General features: G+C 37.3%; 18 protein-coding genes. 9 read left to right on the top strand and 9 right to left on the bottom strand.

The genetic code is table 11. The features are described 5' to 3' along the window. Window positions 1–207 precede the first annotated feature (207 nt). The 3 genes from ACFYKT_RS01435 to ACFYKT_RS01445 all read left to right on the top strand — a co-directional run bounded on the left by ACFYKT_RS01435 (window position 208) and on the right by ACFYKT_RS01445 (window position 2,329). A complete protein-coding gene (locus ACFYKT_RS01435; protein WP_389214387.1) occupies window positions 208–834 on the top strand; it encodes a hypothetical protein in 627 nt (208 codons plus the stop codon). A gap of 153 nt (window positions 835–987) precedes the next feature. Then, on the top strand, window positions 988–1,173 hold the full coding sequence (locus ACFYKT_RS01440; RefSeq protein WP_389214389.1) for a hypothetical protein: 186 nt from the start codon (window positions 988–990) through the stop codon (window positions 1,171–1,173). A 106-nt stretch (window positions 1,174–1,279) separates the two neighbouring features. Next, complete coding sequence (locus ACFYKT_RS01445) at window positions 1,280–2,329, top strand: M42 family metallopeptidase (RefSeq protein ID WP_389214392.1); 1,050 nt, start codon at window positions 1,280–1,282, stop codon at window positions 2,327–2,329. Between the two features lie 37 nt (window positions 2,330–2,366). Here the strand turns inward: ACFYKT_RS01445 and ACFYKT_RS01450 are convergent, their stop codons facing one another. The 5 genes from ACFYKT_RS01450 to ACFYKT_RS01470 form a co-directional block, all read right to left on the bottom strand. Beyond that, entirely contained in the window at window positions 2,367–3,344 is a 978-nt protein-coding gene (locus ACFYKT_RS01450; protein WP_389214395.1) for a glycosyltransferase family protein, read from the bottom strand. Window positions 3,345–3,400: 56 nt separating this feature from the next. Beyond that, complete coding sequence (locus ACFYKT_RS01455; RefSeq protein ID WP_389214398.1) at window positions 3,401–4,513, bottom strand: glycosyltransferase; 1,113 nt, start codon at window positions 4,511–4,513, stop codon at window positions 3,401–3,403. Between the two features lie 123 nt (window positions 4,514–4,636). Further along, window positions 4,637–5,359: an N-acetyltransferase gene (locus ACFYKT_RS01460; RefSeq protein WP_389214401.1), complete on the bottom strand. Its 723-nt coding sequence runs from the start codon at window positions 5,357–5,359 to the stop codon at window positions 4,637–4,639. A gap of 16 nt (window positions 5,360–5,375) precedes the next feature. Next, window positions 5,376–6,437 carry a Gfo/Idh/MocA family protein gene (locus ACFYKT_RS01465; protein WP_389214404.1) on the bottom strand — a complete coding sequence of 354 codons (1,062 nt, stop codon included), beginning with the start codon at window positions 6,435–6,437 and terminating at the stop codon, window positions 5,376–5,378. Beyond that, window positions 6,431–7,543, bottom strand: coding sequence for a DegT/DnrJ/EryC1/StrS family aminotransferase (locus ACFYKT_RS01470; protein ID WP_389214406.1), 1,113 nt, complete (start codon window positions 7,541–7,543; stop codon window positions 6,431–6,433). The genes ACFYKT_RS01465 and ACFYKT_RS01470 overlap by 7 nt, the downstream gene beginning before the upstream one ends. Before the next feature lie 234 nt (window positions 7,544–7,777). Here ACFYKT_RS01470 and ACFYKT_RS01475 point away from each other — a divergent pair, with 234 nt between their 5' ends. Continuing rightward, a complete protein-coding gene (locus tag ACFYKT_RS01475) occupies window positions 7,778–9,121 on the top strand; it encodes a nucleotide sugar dehydrogenase (protein ID WP_389214409.1) in 1,344 nt (447 codons plus the stop codon). A 55-nt stretch (window positions 9,122–9,176) separates the two neighbouring features. Here ACFYKT_RS01475 and ACFYKT_RS01480 read toward each other — a convergent pair whose 3' ends face one another. Then, the gene (locus ACFYKT_RS01480; protein WP_389214412.1) at window positions 9,177–11,264 is read right to left on the bottom strand and encodes a hypothetical protein; all 2,088 of its coding nucleotides are present in this window, start codon (window positions 11,262–11,264) and stop codon (window positions 9,177–9,179) included. A 252-nt stretch (window positions 11,265–11,516) separates the two neighbouring features. Here ACFYKT_RS01480 and ACFYKT_RS01485 point away from each other — a divergent pair, with 252 nt between their 5' ends. The 5 genes from ACFYKT_RS01485 (at window position 11,517) to ACFYKT_RS01505 (ending at window position 16,910) form a co-directional block, all read left to right on the top strand. Next, complete coding sequence (locus tag ACFYKT_RS01485; protein ID WP_389214414.1) at window positions 11,517–12,188, top strand: BMQ_0737 family morphogenetic spore coat protein; 672 nt, start codon at window positions 11,517–11,519, stop codon at window positions 12,186–12,188. Window positions 12,189–12,316: 128 nt separating this feature from the next. Beyond that, window positions 12,317–12,868 (top strand): hypothetical protein, encoded by a 552-nt coding sequence (locus tag ACFYKT_RS01490; protein WP_389214417.1) that lies wholly within the window; start codon window positions 12,317–12,319, stop codon window positions 12,866–12,868. A gap of 17 nt (window positions 12,869–12,885) precedes the next feature. Beyond that, window positions 12,886–13,200, top strand: a complete 315-nt coding sequence (locus ACFYKT_RS01495) for a hypothetical protein (RefSeq protein ID WP_389214420.1) — start codon at window positions 12,886–12,888, stop codon at window positions 13,198–13,200. Between the two features lie 495 nt (window positions 13,201–13,695). Next, complete coding sequence (locus ACFYKT_RS01500) at window positions 13,696–15,477, top strand: collagen-like triple helix repeat-containing protein (protein ID WP_389214423.1); 1,782 nt, start codon at window positions 13,696–13,698, stop codon at window positions 15,475–15,477. Between the two features lie 254 nt (window positions 15,478–15,731). Then, a complete protein-coding gene (locus ACFYKT_RS01505; RefSeq protein WP_389214426.1) occupies window positions 15,732–16,910 on the top strand; it encodes a collagen-like protein in 1,179 nt (392 codons plus the stop codon). 188 nt (window positions 16,911–17,098) lie between these two features. Here ACFYKT_RS01505 and ACFYKT_RS01510 read toward each other — a convergent pair whose 3' ends face one another. From ACFYKT_RS01510 to ACFYKT_RS01520, 3 genes are all read right to left on the bottom strand, one after another. Further along, the gene (locus ACFYKT_RS01510) at window positions 17,099–18,028 is read right to left on the bottom strand and encodes a C40 family peptidase (protein ID WP_389214428.1); all 930 of its coding nucleotides are present in this window, start codon (window positions 18,026–18,028) and stop codon (window positions 17,099–17,101) included. A gap of 338 nt (window positions 18,029–18,366) precedes the next feature. After that, window positions 18,367–20,253, bottom strand: coding sequence for a selenocysteine-specific translation elongation factor (gene selB / locus ACFYKT_RS01515; protein WP_389214431.1), 1,887 nt, complete (start codon window positions 20,251–20,253; stop codon window positions 18,367–18,369). A 90-nt stretch (window positions 20,254–20,343) separates the two neighbouring features. Then, window positions 20,344–21,072: a YwaF family protein gene (locus ACFYKT_RS01520; RefSeq protein WP_389214434.1), complete on the bottom strand. Its 729-nt coding sequence runs from the start codon at window positions 21,070–21,072 to the stop codon at window positions 20,344–20,346. Between the last annotated feature and the right edge of the window lie 57 nt (window positions 21,073–21,129).

The raw sequence follows: 21,129 nt of genomic DNA on the forward strand, positions 1-21,129 counted from the left end.
CTATACCACAGAATTTGTGGATTGAAAACCAAAATCCCCTGCTTGAATTCCGTAATTTTTCTCTATACTTCAACAGAATTTTACAAATTTCTTCATTATCTAATCTGAATAAAAAATCGTAAGCGGTTTCTTTCATTTGTGCAGGGATGTAACCATATACTAATTAAATTCGTCAAATAATTAACGATAAGAAAGGTGGTCAATTCAATGAAGAAATGGTTCCTTTTTACCATTGGATGTATACTTCTAGCTGGATGTACCGCAAAAGAATCACAAAATTCGAACCCTCCCGTATCTCAACAACCACCTAATGAAAAAACAGTAACCATTGAAGATTATTACCCTCTTGAAAATAAAACATATACCTTCAAAGGAGAAGGCAATGAATTCGCTGCTTATAAAGAATCCTTTTTTACTAAAGTCGATAATTACCTTCCTGCAATCATAGAAAATGGTGGCACAAGAATATTTAAAGTGTATGAACTGGCCGAAGATGGAATTTTTGTTGTATTTGAGCAAGGTGAGTACTATGAAGAAACTCCCCCACCGATTGACTCAGTGAAAAGTCAATTTGATCGAACCCCACTACTGACAAATCCATTATCAGTGGGAGCGACTTTTGATGGCTGGGAAATCATAAAAATTGATGAGAGAATGGTTCTTCCAATTGGCGAAGTAAATAATGTCATTGTTGTAGAGCAAAAAGACGAGGAAAATCATACAGTCATAACGAACTACTTGGCACCTGGATATGGGAAGATAAAGCAGGAGTTTGTATCTACTGAAGGAGATGGGGAATTTAAGGTTGTATCTGAGTTGGAGATGGTAGAATGACGATTCCCAACTTGTTGAAAACAAAATATTCCTAACTAACTTTCAAAAAAAAGGCAATTTCCTTCATTAAATAGATAATTTAATGGACAGATGGTAAATCACGAACCTCCCCTTCTTCATAAAGTAAAGTAAATGGATAAGGGGGGTGAGAAAATGTATTTATTACCTCTACTTTATGTTGCCTGTATGTTGGCTGGGTTTGCTTTAATTAATATCCCTACATCAGCACTAATCACAGCAGGTGTTGCTAGTTTCTTCGACATTGTAGGTGGAATCGCTGTCATTGTTTTCGCAATTGCATTGTTATATTTAGGTGTAAAAGCTTTGATTGGCAAATAGCTTGAAATTAAGACCCGATTAGGGTCTTTTTTCATTTCTATTTCTAGAGCAACTGTAAAACAGTATAATAATAAAAGTAAGAGTTATTTCTAGAAAGGAGATACATATGACAAATGTAAACACGAAAGAGACACTTCAACTTTTAACAGCACTCGTTTCGATTCCAAGTCCTTCCGGAAATACAAATGAAGTCATTTCATTTGTAGAAACTTATCTTAAAGAGTTGAATATAGAAACCGCTAGAAATCGGAAAGGTGGATTAATTGCCACAATTCGAGGCAAAAATGATAAAAAACATCGGCTGCTTACAGCACATGTGGATACCCTAGGGGCGATTGTTAAAGAAATAAAACCAAGTGGCAGACTGAAGCTGGACCTTATTGGCGGGTTTAAGTATAACTCAATTGAAGGTGAGTATTGTACGATAGAAACGGCTGAAGGAAAGAAACTTACTGGAACGATATTAATGCATCAAACATCTGTTCATGTGTATAAAGATGCTGGAAAAGCGGAAAGAAACCAAGAGAATATAGAAGTTCGCATAGATGAGGTTGTACATAATGCGGATGAAGTTAGAGAATTAGGAATTGAAGTGGGTGACTTTGTTTCATTTGACCCACGTGTACAAATAACTCCATCAGGCTTCATAAAGTCCCGTCATCTTGATGATAAAGCAAGTGTAGCCATTCTATTGCAACTAATAAAACAACTAAAAGCAGAAAATATCGAACTTCCATATACGACTCATTTTCTTATTTCTAATAATGAAGAAATCGGCTATGGAGGTAACTCGAATATTACACCTGAGACGATTGAGTACTTAGCAGTAGATATGGGCGCAATGGGTGATGGTCAATCAACAGATGAATATACGGTATCAATCTGTGTGAAGGATTCAAGCGGACCGTACCATTACGAATTAAGAAAAAAATTGGTGCAACTTGCTAAGGAACATCAAATTGACTATAAGTTAGATATTTATCCATTTTATGGTTCAGATGCCTCTGCTGCCATTCGAGCAGGACATGATATTGTTCATGGGTTAATTGGACCGGGTATTGATTCTTCACATGCTTTTGAAAGAACACATGAAAAATCGATCGAAAATACAGCAAAATTACTTTATCATTATATACAATCCGACATGGTTTTATAAGACATATGTCAATGGGATATCGATCCCATTGACATATCTAATTAACTATTCTATTACTCCCTAAGAAATCAAGTATATACTCAAATAGTTCCTTTGCACGGATTTCATCTGTATGGAAATTATGAATTAAGTTTAAGCCTTCGTTTGCAATTTTTTCCCGTTCAAACTGATTTTCGCTGTAATATGCCGCTAAATCCATGAAATCTTCCTTCGTACACGCTATAAAGTTATCTTTATCTTTGAAACCTAAATCAACGATATCTTGATTAGATTCCGCAAGTAGCAATGTCTTGCATGCCAGAACTTCAAAGAATTTAATAACCGGGTATTTATACCTGCTCCCACAAGTGAAAAAAATCTCTGCTCGGTTTATTTCTTGTGCGTATTTTTCATTGACCATTGCATTATGTCTGTATCCAACAAAGTGGCCAGGATGGGTATGGAAGACAAAACCATCTACATTTCCCATTTTCCTCAACACTTCTTCCCTAAACGAATAAATCCCCTTAGCAACTCTACTTTCCGGCCCATAGTGCAACAGTCCCATTAATAAAAATTTTATATCCTTTTCCTTTTTCCAATCTTTAAATACCTCTTGGTCTACAGACCATGGCAGCCACCTGAACTTCTCCTTGAAATCAGGAAAAACTGCATGAAACCTCTGTTTCGTTACTGAAAATAAGAGATCGATTTTATTATTATTAATAAAATGCTTCAGCAGCGTAATTCTTGATTCATTTAAATCAATAATATACAACCCTTTGGGAATAGTAATCTCCCCGAGCCCTTTGATTTTCGGAGCTAGGTTAAGATCATAATAGAGGATAAAATCTGGAATGAATCCATTCTTCTCCTCTAACATTTTTAAAATAGTTTTTATCTCTCCATTTTGATGCCAATAAACGACATCCGAATATTCTTCAAATTGCTTTAGAACACCAAATTTCGGTTTATGCTTAGCCATGTTTCTCCAAAATGGTTTTATTAAAATCAAAGTCTTTAACTTTGGATTCAATTACATCACCTTCCTTTTTAAATATTCCCTAAAGCGCCTCCTGTCATTTCCAACTATTAATCAACAGGATTGATTGGCTCCATATTCATGGGTGAAATTCCTAGCTTATCTTCCAAAAGCTTCTTATTAAATAAGATACGCTCATCTTTCGGACGGAACTTTCTTGCTTTCTCATTATGATCATACGATTTTTGGAAATTCTGAAGTTGGTAATAACAGACGCACAGTTGTAAATGTGGATACCAAGTTGAATAGGCTGGATAAGTAAAGCTCCATTTTGCTGGATCTGTCTTTAATGTGGTAGCGAGTTCATACCAATATACAGCATTTAAATAGTCTTGCTTACTTTGAAGGTTAAAGCCAATTCTGCTGCACGATTCTGGCCGAGGTATTTTTGAAAATCTGAATGATTCAAACAGAGAGGCTAGTTCGTTTTCATAGTCACCGATAAATCGATAGCAATCCCCTTTATTAATACAGGCATAAACCTTATCCTCAATCCATCCTTCTTCCATTTCTATATTATTGTTATAACTCTCAATCGCTTTTTCATAGTGCCCATTTTCCCTTAGTTCATTTCCGTAATAAAAGTATTCTCTTGCAGTAAAGGATTCACAGTTTTCAATCTTTTTTTCATAAATAGAAAGAGTTCTTCCAACAGAATGACGGACCTTCTTATGTGTTATTGCGATATCCGAATTAATAATATGGCCATAGACATCTAGATAATTATGAGAGTCCCCTTTCCATTTATAATTTCGGCTTCTTTTGACCAATCGATTTCTGCGATATTGTAAAGTAATATTGCCAAATTCATCAATTCCTGCATTATAGTACATAGAAACTGAATCAACTGCTGGATTAAGACTATCCTTTAACTTTTTCAATTTTTCCCTGTCCTCTTCTAAAAGGACATCATCTGCATCTAAATATAGAATATAATCCATTGTTGCATATTTAAATGATTCATTTCTTGCTTCCGAAAAGTTACCTGTCCATTCAAAAAAATACACACGATTTGTATACTCATTAGCAATTTCGACAGTACGATCTGTAGAACCCGTATCCACAATATTTATTTCATCAACTAGGTCTTTAACCGTATCTAGACATCTCCCTAAAACTTCTTCCTCATTTTTTACAATCATACATAAACTAATAGAAACCAATACCCTCTCTCCTTACTATTGTAAATTTACGGATAAATAGACATTTCTCCATTAGTATATTTTCACGTGGGTTTAGTGTTTGTACCAAAACCTAGTTTAAAAAAATAAAAACCGATGGAAATACTACTCCTTCGGTTTATCTTTTAAACTACTACTTTTTAATTCTTTTGAAGGATTGCCAACAACTATTTGATTACTTTTTACATCTTTGGTTACTACCGCTCCTGCCCCAACGATTGCATTCTTGCCAATTTCAACACCAGGCAGAAGGGTAGCATTATTGCCAATTCTTGCTCCACTCCTCAAGATCGGCCCTTGATGAGTATAATTTCCCATTCCCATATACTTATCATTAGAAGAAGAAAAGCATGGTCCAATAAAAACTTGATCCTCAATGATCATGTCTGCAGTAATATATGAACCTGTTTGGATGGTTACTTCTTTTCCAACTTTTGTATTCGTTTCAACTATTACATTTCTTCCAACAATACTATTTAAATTCACTTCAACTTTTTCTCTAATGCTAGCTAAATCCCCTATTAAAACTCCATCATAAATGATTGAACCTCTATATAAAACACTGTTATTGCCAATAGTTACATCATCCATAATGACTAATGGAGGCAGCTCACTTAATGGCTTTCTTGCCATTTTTTTATTAGAAGAAGGATATTTTCCTAAAGAAGTTAAATCCCCAATCCTTACATTATTACCGATGACAGTCCCTTTTTTTATAACGACATTATGTCCAATCGATGTGTAGCTCCCTATTATTACATCTTCCTCTATAACAACATTTTCACCAATAACAGTTTTATCTCCGATTTTTACTGTTGAATGAATCAACCTAATCCCCCTTTATTTATTCTGACATCTCTTTCGAATCGAAAGAGGATAATGGTAAAATGGTCGGATGACCAGTTTTAGCAGATTTATATAAACCAAATATAGTCTCCAACGCTTCTCTTCCCTCTTTTGCAGTCATTATGAGGGGGACCGTACAAGTTTCGATAGAATCAATAAAATTCTTATACATATATTCATGCTCATTCATATCTGTACACAGTTCTCTTAACTCCTCTTCCACCTTTGATTGCCCGACTATATAGCATCGTTCTATTCGGTTCAACGATGGACCATTTAAGCAAATCGTCCCCTTTTCACAAAATAGAGATAGGGTATAGCCAATATTATTTGGCATTGTAATCGTATTTGCCTCAATAATTCCTTTTGCTTTATTTCTAAATGTGACAATGCCAGCCGCAATATCTTCTGTTTCTTTCGAATTATTGGTCGTCCCCACCTGTCCATATACTGATTCCACATCACCGAGCAGCCATACTAATAAGTCGATGAGGTGAATTCCTTGATTAACGAGCATCCCTCCATCCAATGCCCAGCTCCCTCTCCAGCTTGCGGATTCATAATATTTGGTGGGACGGCTGATTCGGATGGATGCAACTCCGAAATAAGGCCTGCCAAGTTCTCCTGTCATAACTAGTGACTTCAGCTTCTGCATTACCGGTCGATATCTCATTTGGTGGCAAACGAGGATTTGTTTATTTTGTTGCTCGCTTAATAAAATCATCTCATCTGCATCTTTAATCGATAAGGCCATAGGTTTTTCTAAAATCACATGTTTTCCATAATGCAGTGCTTCCTTAGCAATCTGTGCATGCAATCCTGAGATTACTGCAATGATGACCACATCTATACTAGTATCTTTGAGTATTCTCTTGTAATCTTTTATCCAGCTAACTGCCTCATCTGTCCTGGTAATTTCCCGATAGAAATCTACTGCTTCCTTCATTTTGCTTTCCAGTATGTCGCTTACTGCTATTAACTTCATATTATTAAGCTTACTTAATGTCAGAAGATGTTTTTTTGAAATGAATCCACAGCCTATTAATCCAGCATTCAGCACTTCTCTGTCACCTCTATGTCCAAGAGTGCGGCAATGACCTTTTCTTGATCCTCCGTACTTAAGAATGGATGAAGCGGGATGGCAAATAGCTGTTTTGACAGGAATTCCGCAATTGGAAGATCCCCTTCTTGATACCTCAAATACTTGTACACTTCTTGTAAATGTAAACAACATGGATAATAGATCCCTGTATGAATATCATGGTCTGCTAAATGTTTGATTATCTTTTCACGATTTGGTGATTCTAAACAAAATAAATGATACGTATGACTTCTATCTTTTCGTGCTTCTGGAAGTTTAATTGATGTACAATGCTTTAATTTTGTTCTATACCGTTCAGCAAGAACCCCCCGCTGATTATTCCATTTATCTATATGCTTCAGACACAGTAACAATATCGCTGCATGCCATTCATCTAGACGACTATTGTACCCAATTTCCTTATGAAAGTATTTCCGCTCACTTCCATGAACTCTTAACATCCTTATTTTTTCAGCTACCAGGTGATTGGAAGTCGTTATGATCCCCCCATCCCCCATTGTTCCTAGGTTTTTAGTTGGGAAAAAGGAAAAACACGCTGCATCGCCTATACTTCCTATGTTCTTTCCATTGTATGTTGCGCCAAATGCTTGGCAGGCATCCTCAATGACAAGTAGTTTATTCTCTTTTGCCAATAACATTATTTCCGTCATATCAGAGGGCTGACCGAATAAGTGCACTGGAATAATTGCTTTTGTTGTGGATGATATCTTTTCTGCCACTTTATTAGGATCAATAGTAAATGATGTTCGGTCTACATCCACAAACACGGGGGTTGCTCCTACTCTTGTAATGGCTTCTGCAGTGGCAAAGAATGTGAATGGAGTAGTAATCACTTCATCACCTTCACCAATCCCATAAGCAGTTAATGTTAATACCAAGGCATCAGTACCGTTTGCAACGGTAATTGCATGTTCGACCCCTAATCGTTTTTCTATTTCTCTTTCAAGTTGATCTACTTTTGGGCCGAGGATAAAAGTCCCACTATCAATAATTTTATTGGTTTCCTTTAGTATTTCTTCTTTAATAGACTGAAATTGTTTTCGTAAATCGATTAATGGAATCATCAACAATCACCTATCATTATAAATTAACCACTTTTCGTGATCTCTTTACTAACCTATTTTTAGCGTTATTTTTTGGGAACGGCATATACCTTCTTAATTCCATTTTTATCAATTTTCAAATGCAATTTATTTGAACCCCCTAATTAGTCAGCCTGTTTCTTAAATAACCTATAACAACTTAAGTGAATGTTTCATATAAAGTAATAGCTTGGCTAAAGAGAAAGGAACATGCATATGGAAAGGAAAAAGGATACCAGTGATTTCAACCCTCAAAAACAATTGATTGACACACCAATTGAAGAGACTGTCATAGGTGTTATTGGTTTAGGTTATGTAGGATTGCCTGTTGCAGTTGCATTCGCCGAGAAGTATCGAGTCATAGGCTTTGATGTGAATAAAAAGAGAATTTCATCTTTAGAGAATAATATAGATGAAACCGGGGAAATTCCAAGTAATGTCTTACAAAATGTCCAGATAGAATTTACATCCAAAGAAATAAAACTAAAGGAATGTAACTTTTTTATTGTTGCTGTTCCCACACCGATAACAAGTAGTAATATGCCTGATCTTACCTCTCTTGAACATGCCTCAAGGACAATAGGGAGAAATCTTTCAAAGGGAAGCATTATTGTTTATGAATCAACTGTCTACCCTGGAGCAACAGAAGAGATCTGCATTCCGTTATTGGAAGCCCATTCACAATTAAAGTCGGGGAAGGAGTTTCATGTTGGCTATTCACCTGAACGAATAAATCCAGGGGATAAAGAGCATTTTTTCAAGTCCATTAATAAGATTGTATCAGCTCAAGATAAAGATTCTCTCAAAAAAATACAGGAAATCTATCAAAATGTGATTGATGCAGATATTTATCTTGCACCTTCAATTAAAGTCGCGGAAGCTGCAAAAGTAGTCGAGAATACACAAAGAGATGTTAATATTGCATTTATGAATGAATTAGCTATCATCTTTGAGCAAATGAATATCGACACGTATGAAGTCATCAAGGCTGCCGGTACTAAGTGGAACTTCTTGCCTTTTTCACCTGGACTTGTTGGTGGTCACTGTATTGGTGTCGATCCTTATTATCTCATTCATAAATCCAAAACTTTCGGCTATAACCCAGAACTTCTTTCCACTGCTCGAAAAATCAATGATTATATGCCAGAATATATTGCTCATTCACTCTTAAAGCTGGTTATAACAAACAAGTTCGACTTAGCAAATGTAAACATATCGATACTTGGTATTAGCTTTAAGGAAAATATTCCAGATATTCGAAACTCAAAAGCATTAGAATTAGTTCAAATATTGCAAGAATATGGTCTTAATCCTCAAATTTGTGACCCTTATGTGAATAATACAGATTTAGCTGAAGCCCTTGGAATTCATCTTACTCCTATAAACTCATTAGAGAAAGCAGATATTGTCATTTTAGCTGTAGCTCATAAAGAATTTCGAGATATGTCAGAAAAGGAATACAATCATTTACTCAAAAATCAGTCTGGAGTTATTATGGATTTAAAGAACATCCTTTCATCAAAAAAAATTTCAAAGGATGTTCAAATTTGGAAATTATAAAAAACATCTCTTTTTACTAAGAGATGTTTTTTATATAAAGATGAATAGTATTTAATCATTTTTTCTTCCCGAAAAATGATTGAATCATATTTAATTTCTGCTCCTTATCTGTTGAAGTCAAATCCTCCTTTTTTTCTGGCACAGGCAGTTCAGATTTCTCCACTTGATGAGTTTCCTTTTCTAAACTGGTAGTCGTATTTTTCACAGGATTAACTTTTTCTATTTTTTCATCCATTGAGAATTTAAGTTCATTTGTACTGCTTTGGTCAGAAATTAACTTGGATTCCTTATTATGATTATTTGTCTTTGATTGATCTAATTCTCTTTCACGCATTTCATCCATATTAGGAAACCCTAGATTTATAGAATCCAATGGTAAATATCCCTGGAATTTTGGCCCTCTTCCATAATTCATTTTCTTTTTAGGTGGGATAGGAAGTACTAACGGCGCACCTTGAAGATCTTTGAAGTTAATTGGCTTAGAGTTTTGTTGGTTTGGTCCAATGAAACTATTTGGTGTTACTATCGAGTTATTACCGGCTGGAAGATGTTTAGTGGGGTTTTGATTACTTCCCTTCCCTTCACTATGTTTCCTTAGCTTAGCAAAAACAGACGGTTCCCTTGTTGAATGATTCTTAACTAAATCTGCTGCACTATTATCATTTGAAGTTTCATTATCATTAGACTTTATAGAAGATAGTGGATGAACAACATCTGATTTAACTATATTTGGCTGATCAGTTATTTCTTCTTTCACTTTCTTCACAAGACTTAATTCACTCTCAAGTTCTTTTATTTTTTTCCGGGAATCATTCAAACTTTTTTCAATTTCATTTTGTCTTGTTTGATATATACTTTTTAACTTAGCTGTTTCATTTTCCTTTTCTTTCAATTGTTGTTGAAAAAACTGACTATTTTCTTTTATATAGGATGTTAAATCCTGTACAGTTATAACAGCTCTTTCATTTTCCTTTTCCGCTTTTTTTAGCGCATCTTTTAGTTGGTTGTTTTGTTCATTCCGATCATTCAGTTTTCTCGTTAATTGATTAACTTTCTCTTCAATTAATGATTTTGCCTTTTGGGATTTTTTTGCCTCCTGAATGGCTTCAGCAAGCTCTGTACTTTGCCTTTCACTTTTTGTTTTAAGTGCATTCATTTCCATTTTTGATTGATGAAGTTCATCATTCTTCTTCATTACTTCATTTTGAAGAGATGTGTATTTCTCAGATAGCTTTTCAAACTGAATGTGCATTATTTTCTGTTTGTTGTCCAACTCGTTCAATTCTTCTCTTTGCTTATTACTGTAAGCTTTTATTGAATTATTTTCTTCTCCTAGACCCTGTATAGTTACAACAGCTCTTTCATTTTCCTTTTCTGCCTTTTTCAACGCATCTTTAAGTTGGTGGTTTTGTTCCATCCGATCATTCAGTTTACTCGTTAATTGATTAACATTCTCTTCAATTACTAATTTAGCTTTTTTGGATTTATTTGCTTCCTGAATGGCTTCAGCAAGCTCTGTACTTTGCCTTTCACTTTTTGTTTTAAGTGCATTCATTTCTATTTTTGATTGATGGAGTTCATCATTCTTCATCATTAATTCTTTTTGAAGGGATGTGTATTTCTCAGATAGTTTTTCAAACTGAACTTGTATTGTTTTCTGTTTGTTTTCCAACTCGTTCAAATCTTCTCTTTGCTTATTACTGTAAGCTTTTATTAAATTATTTTCTTCTGATAGCTGATTAAGCTTCTCTGCTTTATTAAATATTTCCTTTTGCAATGTATTATATTTTTCCATTAACTCAGCATACTTTATTTGGTTGTTCTTTTGGATATTCTCTACTCGTGCTAGTTCCTTTCTATCACTAGCAAGTTGTAATTTATATGAGTTTTTTTCTTCCTGTATTTTGCCATGTTGTGTGTTTATCTTTATTAATTCCTTTTCTAGTGCATTATTTTTTCTTTTTATTTCCTCACAAATTTCCTGTTTATTCTTAAATGCATTTTCTACATCTGCTAATTTTTGCTTTAGTTCTAAATACTCTTTACTTAAGTCATTCTCTTTATAACTTTGTATAGCCTTTTTATAATTCTCAATTTTCTCTAGTAATTCCTGTATATATCGATTATTTGCTCGATACAGCACATATTTCACCCCATTCTCAATAAATATAGGATATTGTATGTCATGATTTTATTGGATGTTCCACACATAACTACTTATATAGTCTATTTTCATCAGTTAATAGACGAATAACTATTGAAGTGAACTAGATTATTAGACTAGTGCCTTTTTTGAATAAAGAAACCACTAAATAGTTGATTGTCCTATAGCAGTACTACCTTTATTACATATTTTGTAATTGAGTAATAAATTTAATAAAGGGAGAGATTTTTTATGAATCATCTAGATCCACAAGGGAGTCAAGAACTGCTTTGTATTAATGCGGAGAAGGTATACGATTGGGTCATGCTACAAAATGCAATTAATCAAAACGTACTTGCAGCAAGTCTTGGCTTACCTCCAGGCTTTAATCCATGTGATCCATCTGTAACTAATTTAATAACAAGATGTTATTTAGTAGATGCAGCTGGAGATCCACTACCACCAAATGCTGAAATTGCCGCAGTTGAAATTGGCGAAAGAGAAGATCGTCAATTTATTATTCATGGAGCATTAGTAACGCTTCAAAGAGTAACATTCATTAAGACAATAAATGTAGTTGTAGAATTCAGTGGAATCGCAGGAACAACTCCATTTTTCGGTACTTCAGTGCCTATCACAATCGATATCCCTGAATCCGTATTCCTATGTGCACCAGATGGAACAAGACTTATTGTTAGAATTTCAAATGTAGAATGCAGTAATCGAGTAAACTGTACGGCAGGAGTACTAACAAGTGTTGATCTTTCTCTAAATATTTGCCAAAGTGTTCAAGCAGTTGCAGATGTAACTTTAGAGCTTACTGCAGATTTCTGTCAGCCAAGGGATCTCTTAGCAGCTGATCAATGTGGCAGCCCAACAATTCCTCCACAATGCCCAGTGCTATTTCCAGGAAACGATTGCTAATAATAACGAATAATGGAGCATATAGTTAAAGAGAGGATAATCCTATCCTCTCTTTTATTATGTTTTATTAATCCAAGATGTTCATTGTGTGTTGAATATAGCCCATTAATAAGGTAGGTGACATTTATATGTCAGAGAACCAATTAAATGATTTAAAAACCAAAATACAACTGTTAGCAAATGAGCAATCAACATTTTATAAAACGTTAAAACGATCTTTAGAAAATGTCCAAAGAAAATACAATGACAGCATCTTTTCTTATTTTAATCATTCAATCGCTCTAGCTAAAAGTGAAAAGGACAAACATTTTATATTAGGTAGTTTCACAATATGTAATTATTCTAATAATCCGCTTTCTTCCCCTATTATTCTTATAAAAATCTTTACTGATGAATCATTTGATTTTTCTGGTAAATTTAAGCATCCAAAATCAAAAGAAAAAAATATTCACTTTGCTTGGGAACGAGTGGATCAGGAGGATGGAGATCCTATGAGAGAATATTGGCTAAAGCCAATTTCCACTAAACAACTACAGCCTGGGGAAACCCTTGAGTTCAATCAGTTTCAACTGAATTTTTCGTCTAATCAAGGAAAACATATTTTAATAGAAGGTTTTATTTACTTTCAAGAGATAAAGGAAGGACTCCCTTCTCATAATTCAATAAATGTTAGTTGGTGAAAAGGAGATGATTGCCAATGTTAGATTCAGAAAAAGGAGAGATCAAAAATTGGATTGAATCATTTGTGAAGAAAAAGATAGAGGAAAATCTAGCTAGTAAAAAAGAACTGATAGAAACGGATAATGGAAATACTATAATTAATATTGAAAATAACAATTTTATTATTTATACATTGTTATTGATGTTATTGAAGCCTAATCAAAAAGATTTGGAATCACACACTTCTCATGGAGATTTGGCAGAGGTTATCTCAATTATTGAAGAAACACTAGCGAAAAATAGGGAATCTCATAAAGAAATAGTAGATCTTGTTAATAAACTCAAAAGTTAATCAGAAATCCATGACTCACCTCTTGGACAGAGGTAGTCTGTAGGATAGGCGGCTTGTGCTGGATTTGTGTCTTAAATATATCCATAAATGTACAATCCTTTTTCCCTCATTTTCATAAAATAATTGCATATCTTAATGTGAGGTGAATAGAATGAACAAGAATAGAATTCAGTATACTCCAATGATACCATTAAAAAAAAGTGGATGCGGATGCGGTTCTAAAATATATTCAAGCGGCAGCCCTTCAAGGATAATTTCGAATCAAAAGAGACCGACAAAAAATAACTCGTACCCTATGTCAAACATAAATTTTAAATAGTCATAAATATGACCTTTTTCAATGCTCTCTGAAATTTAATCTTCAGAGAGCTTTTTCATGTTGTCCTTAGCCTCTTAATAAGCATATATATATTATTTATTTCTGATATATATAGAAGCCGTTACTTAAAAGGACAAGTTGAATATATATGGAAATAGAAAGGAGGTTAATAATTAATGAAAAGAATTAATAATTATCAACGTCCACGTGGATGTTTCCCAGAAGTAGTTTGCTATCCTAATGGAAATTCCCTTTGTCCAAATAGAGGCGTTACTAGAAATGGGTACTCTTACGTGGTAAACACTATTCCTGGGCCAACTGGACCAACTGGTGCCACGGGGCCGGCGGGTGCTACGGGACCAGCGGGTGCTACGGGACCGGCGGGTGCTACGGGACCAGCGGGTGCTACAGGACCAACAGGTGTTACGGGACCAATAGGTGTTACGGGACCAACAGGTGCTACGGGACCAGCGGGTGCCACAGGACCAGCAGGTGTTACGGGATCAGCGGGTGCTACAGGACCAGCGGGTGCTACAGGGCCGACGGGTGCTACAGGACCGGCGGGTGTTACGGGACCAACAGGTGTTACGGGACCAACGGGTGCTACGGGACCAGCGGGTGCCACGGGATCAGCGGGTGTTACGGGACCAACAGGTGTTACGGGACCAACGGGTGCTACGGGACCAGCAGGTGCTACGGGACCAGCGGGTGCCACGGGATCAGCGGGTGCTACGGGACCAACAGGTGTTACGGGACCAACAGGTGCTACGGGACCAGCGGGTGCCACAGGGCCACCGGGTGCTACAGGATCAGCGGGTGCTACAGGACCAGCGGGTGCTACAGGACCAGCGGGTGCTACAGGACCAGCGGGTGCTACAGGACCAGCGGGTGCTACAGGACCAGCGGGTGCTACAGGACCAGCGGGTGCTACAGGACCAGCGGGTGCTACAGGACCAGCGGGTGCTACAGGACCAGCGGGTGCTACAGGACCAGCGGGTGCTACAGGACCAGCGGGTGCTACAGGACCAGCGGGTGCTACAGGACCAGCGGGTGCTACAGGACCAGCGGGTGCTACAGGACCAGCGGGTGCTACAGGACCAGCGGGTGCTACAGGACCAGCGGGTGGACCAGTCGGGCCAACAGGGCCACCGGGTGCTACGGGACCGGCGGGAGTTACAGGGCCGGCGGGTGCTACAGGGCCGGTGGGTGCTACTGGACCGGTGGGTGCTACAGGGCCAACTGGTACAGTTGAACCAAATCCATTTAATGTATATGTTCAAGGAGGTGCAGTAGGCGGTGATGGTTCACAAGCAAATCCGTTTGGAACTATACAAGAAGGAGTAACAGCTGTATCTCCAACAGGAACTGTTCATATTTTGGCAGGAAATTACCCAATTACATCAACCATAACTATTAATAAGATGGGAGTTACTTTAAGAGGCTACCCAGGTACTGTTATTGAATTACAAGCTTCAGTAATTCCTCTTCTTGTCCTTGGAAATGGAGTAACGGTTGAAGGATTAACAATGACTAGTGATACCCCATATCCAACAGAGTTTATACAGATAGGCGGAACAAACCACAAAATTATTGATAATGTCATTTTTGGACCGCCACAAGCTGGACCCTCAACAGACTGGGTAGTAAATCGTGGTTTTGTAACTCAGGCGGGAAATATGGACAATTTATTAGTGCAGGATAATATTTTTTATTCTCTCCGCCAACCCGCTTATATAAATCCGAACACTACAGGATTTATCGTAAATAACGTTGTTTATAATACGAGGGGATTTGTTATTGATGGAGGAATATTTACTCTTTCAGGTAACTCGTGGGGTAGTCCAGAAAATGCTGTTGACATTGCATTATTGGTAGGAACGCAATCAGGACCCCCTTATGATCCATTAGTTGATTTAGCTTCAAACAATAGTGATGCTTTAATTAGTGATCAAAGGTAAGGAAAACCTTTTAATTATTGCATAGATTTCTTATACACATCTAATAGCTCAGCAAGAATACCAACCATCCCACCCCGTTCTTCTTCGCTGTTTTTATAGTAATAGAAAGTATTCGATGAGTCATATTAGGCGTCTTGCTTATGAGCAGTAAGCAAACATTATACGAATTCATCATTTTATTACAATGTAAACAGATGCCGTTGCCTTTAAGGACAAGTTGCATAATTTGTAAGTAGAAAGGAGGTTAATAATAAATGAGAAGAATTAATAATTATCATCGACCAAAGGGGTGTTACCCGGAGGTAGTCTGCTATCCAAATGGAAATTCCCTTTGCCCATCTAGGGGAGTTACTAGAAGTGGTTATTCCTATGTAGTGAATACCATCCCTGGACCTACTGGACCGCCCGGACCTACTGGACCAGCTGGAGCTACAGGACCGGCTGGAGCTACTGGGCCAGCTGGAGCTACTGGGCCAGCTGGAGCTACTGGGCCAGCTGGAGCTACTGGGCCAGCTGGGGCTACAGGCGCAGCTGGTCCGACTGGCGCGGCTGGTCCGACTGGCGCAGCTGGTCCGACTGGCGCGGCTGGTCCGACTGGCGCAGCTGGTCCGACTGGCGCAGCTGGTCCGACTGGCGCAGCTGGTCCGACTGGCGCAGCTGGTCCGACTGGCGCGGCTGGTCCGACTGGCGCAGCTGGTCCGACTGGCGCAGCTGGTCCGACTGGCGCAGCTGGTCCGACTGGCGCAGCTGGTCCGACTGGCGCAGCTGGTCCGACTGGCGCAGCTGGTCCGACTGGCGCAGCTGGTCCGACTGGCGCGGCTGGTCCGACTGGCGCGGCTGGTCCGACTGGCGCAGCTGGTCCGACTGGCGCGGCTGGTCCGACTGGCGCGGCTGGTCCGACTGGCGCGGCTGGTCCGACTGGCGCGGCTGGTCCTACGGGAGCACCTTTTGCCGCTGAAGGTTTCTCAGCCTTTACCTCTGCACCTGGAGTAGATGCTTCTACGCAGATTGGTACTTGGACAGTAACAGATCCGTATTACGATAGTCCAACTTTTGATGAAGCTTCTGGAACTTTCACTGTTCCTACAACAGGAAGATATACGATTTCTGCTACCATCAACTACCAAACAACAGCGGCAATTACTATAGCCCTGGGGGCTGGTATTAATCCAGCATTTGTCGTTCGCCGAATAACGCCAACTACTACAGATTTAATCACAGGGTTATTCCCAATTTTAAATGTAAACGTTGCATTAGTTCTAACTTTAAGAGCAATTCTGGGTAATGGCACAGTTACGTTATCAGGGGACGTAGAGTTAACTGCTGGAGATACAATCGGGTTATTCTATGAAGCAGATGGCCTGACAGTAGCCCTAGATCTTGGAGGCACTGGGGATGAAGGAATCGTGTGGTCTATCCACCAAATTGCTTAAACTTGTTAAAGAATCACAATAAATAAGTAAAAAAGGCTGTCCATAAGTCTATTTTCCAACTATTGGACAGCCCTTTTTAAAATTCAAGAATACTATTCTATCAGAATATTAATTTATAATTTTAACAAATACCCCTTTTATCCAACCTTTATTCTTTAAAATTCAAGCTTCCCTACAATCCTGATATATTATAAAGCTGTTCTCGCCCCAAGATAACGAGTCTTCCAATAAGATAGACTCATATCGCTAATCGTTACACCTGTTGATGACCCAGAATGAATAAATTGATTGCTTCCTAGATAAATCCCTGCATGTGAAGGACCTGAGCTTGTATTAAAGAATACAATATCCCCCACTTTTGGTGTTGAAACTTGTTTTGTTGCATCCCAAATCGTTGCAACAGTCCTTGGAATAGAAATGCCAACATTGTTGTATACATAATTCAAATAGCCACTGCAGTCAAATGCTGCTGGAGTACTTCCACCCCATACATATGGTACACCAATATATTTTTTTGCTTCTGCAACAAGTGCATCAATCTTTGAAACAGCAGGACTAGAAGAAGAACTAGTAATCTTTAAGACCTGTCCAATATAAATAGTATCTGAACTTAAATTATTCAATGTTTTTAATTGAGAAATCAATAAATTATGGCGAGTTGCAATGATCCAAAGCGTATCACCGTTTTGGACAGTATATGTACTTGATGAATTAGCAGCATCTTGTACCTGGCCATTTTTCACAACTAATTTTTGTCCAGGATAGATAGTATCCGTTGTTAATCCATTTAAACTTTTCAACTTCTCAATAGAAAGATTGAACTTCTTTGCAATTCCCCATAAAATATCGCCTGATTGTACAGTATATGTATCTTCACTTACCTGGTCATGACTATGTGGTGCTAGTAGACTCAATGTTTGACCGGGATAGATCTCAGTAGTAGATAATTGATTCCATTCGATCAATTGATTAATTGATAGATTATTAGCTTGTGAAACTTTCCATAACGAATCTCCTGCCCGTACCTGATAAGTACTTTCGTGAGCGCTTGCATTTCCTTGAAATGTTGTAAAAAGTAACCCTGCAGTTGCCGTCATCATAAGTAGTTGTTTTTTCATGGTGTCCACTCCTTAAAATTCTTTGATACCCTTATTTTAGTAGAGAATGTTCTAAATACCTATCTGTAAAAAATGGAGTCGGAGGTAATTCCAACATCTATTCACTAATATTAGATTATTTGTAATTATTCTCCAATGTTTTATAGGTATTTTCACCTAATTTTCTTTCAATTGTAAAGAATGCAAGAAAAATATTATAAAAAAATTGATGCGAATCTTCTCACAATTTAGTATGTAAATGTTGTCTGTCTAATGAGGCTTATTCAACTAATTTGATCCACCTTTTTTTAAATAAAAAAAACGAAGCTGATAACGGAATCAGCTTCTACATTTACCTACTATTTATCCTTCCAAACCCTTTTATTATCTACTCTTCTTGTTAAACCCAGCGCATCCAATCGTTCCAAAAACGGAATCATGTATTTGCGTGAAAGATCTAAAACTACTTTTGCATCCCCAACTTCAAACTCTGTACCTGTTTCGCTTTTCAAACGCTCGACGGCATGTCTAAAGTGCTCACTATGCCAAAAGTATTGATCATCAAGGGGAACAATTTCTTTTTCATCTTCTAAAAACCTTATGATATCAGGCACCAATTGATTTGGTATTCCTGCTTTTGTAAAGTAGTCACTTAAATATTTAACCTTTAGACCATCTCTTTTTAAATCTGCAAGCATGCCTTCCATTCTTTTTTGCCAGTTGACAGGGATATGGGGGGTGAAATCTTTTAGATGTATGTATTGCTCTCTTTTTCCAAAAACCGTAGTTTCTATCCCATTTTCCAGAACAAATTCAAGGAGCTGCTTCGGGTAAACCTTTAGCATCATTTGGATGAGCTCTGCTTTATTTATACCTGGTCTCATCTCATTCTCATTATGAAAATCCTTTATGCGATCATACATTTCCTCTTCAATTAGAGCTGTTAAAGATAGAAGTGTGTACTCCTTCGCATTATAATGAAGGAACACAGAGTCTTCATTTAAAACTCCCTTTAATTCTGTTTCATCAAGCGAAGTTCTCGTTAGTAATTCTATAAAAGTTAAGCTTTTTACTTCAAATAATGCGGCAATGGCTCTTTCTTTGGGAGTACCCTCTTTTTTCTTCGCCAATTCTTCAACCGTTTGATGTCCAAAACGGTATTTTTCTCCACTTGGATTAATGACCCATCCGCCGCCAATTGTTTCGATGGGACTAGGTCGTCTCAAAATAAAACGGTCACCTCGCTTCGTGACAACTTCCTCTTCTAATCGAATCTGGCAAAGAATCTCATTATCTTCGTCTTTTAATTCATTTCGATCAAAAAAGACGATTCGTCCCATCACTTCTGCTGTTCCGATATGGCATTTAATTGGCATTCTCTGCTTCACAATATAATCTAAATCTTCAACCACTCTTAATGAGACATCTATTGTTCGCGTAACAATAAAATGTTCGGAAGATACTAGGACATCTCCCCTTTGTATATCTTCCTTCGCAATCCCGGATATATTGATTGCTGTCCTCTGCCCAGCATATGCACTTTTCGCTGGAAGATGGTGGACCTGGAGCTGCCTTGCACGAGTCTCTATTCCCTTCGGCATAACCATTAAAGTTTGCCCTTCTTCAACCGAACCTTCATAGACTGTTCCTCGAACAACGGTCCCCTGCCCTTTAATGGTAAAAACCTGATCAATGGGAAGTCGAAAAGCACCCCTTACATCTCTTGTTTCCTGTACCTTCAGTGTATTTATGATAAGATTTTTCAGATCATCTATCCCTTTTAATGATAGGCTATCTACAAGCATAAAAGAGGAGTTCTCAAATACCGTTCCCTTCAATTCTTCTAAAATATCTTCCTTCACTAGATCGATAAATTCTTCTTCTACGCGATCTACTTTTGTGATTGCCACAATTCCATTGCGGATGCCTAACAAGCCTAGAATATGCAAGTGCTCCCGAGTTTGTGGCATCACTCCTTCATCTGCTGCGACAACTAGTACAACTAGATCAATTCCAGCCACACCAGCAATCATTTGTCTAATAAATCGTTCGTGTCCTGGGACATCCACAACTGAAATTTGAATTTCAGCGTCCTCGTATAATGGCGCAAACCCAAGCTCGATCGAAATTTGCCGCTCCTTCTCTTCCTTCAAACGATCTGTATCAACATTTGTTAATGCTTTAGTAAGCGAAGTTTTTCCGTGATCAATATGCCCTGCCATTCCAATTGTAAAATATCTTTTCATTGATGCCACCTACTCCTGTACACTTTCATACTTGTTTTTCCTTATATCTCTCACATTATCGTGAAAACGAGAATTATTCAAGAATACCAATCAATTATCATTTAATTTCTTTTTTACTTTGTCTTTCACAAGAAATGGAATAAGCAATAGGAAAAAGAAAAAGAGTGCTACCCCTTCTAAGATTAATATGTAATAAGGGTATGGACCAAAACAATCCAATAAGGAACCATTTGATGGCTTATGAGCTAGAAACATATAATTCCCGCCTGTCAGCTTATTTGCTATAAATGCAAGGGCAGCACTTGCATTTAAAAATAAAAAAGAAGCGAATAACCCTTTTTTTGTGGCCTTATAATGATGAATGAACACAAAATAAAGACAAGTCCAAATGATAAATATATGTGTGATGAAAAATTGAAAATAACGAAAATGTGGGAAGCCAAGAAATAATTCAGGAGTGATTATCGCCATAAAAGCACCAACAACTCCTATAAAGTATACAATTTGAAAAATAAGTTGAGATTTTGTCACTAATAGAATTAAACATAAAATAAGACTAAGGGAACAGAGCTGAAGAGGAAGGGTAAACGAAACATCCCAATAGCCGTCTTTCCAAAGCCAAAGATGGTACATTGTTTCTAAACCAAATAGAATGATAAACATAAAACTTCTTGTTGCCTTGTCATACTTTCTAAAGTGGTCTCGAAAATAATAGAGGAGAAGCACACCACTAATACAAGCCGTAATCATCAGGAAATGTGGCATAGAGAAAATTTCAAAAGGAAAAAGGTCATATTTATGCCCAAACAAATTGTTCATACTATAAACCCCTTCTTTATTTTTCTTATTTCTGTAAAAAAAAGGATAGAATCAAAA

The organism is Cytobacillus mangrovibacter, from assembly GCF_042865275.1.
GTDB lineage: Bacteria > Bacillota > Bacilli > Bacillales > Cytobacillaceae > Cytobacillus > Cytobacillus mangrovibacter.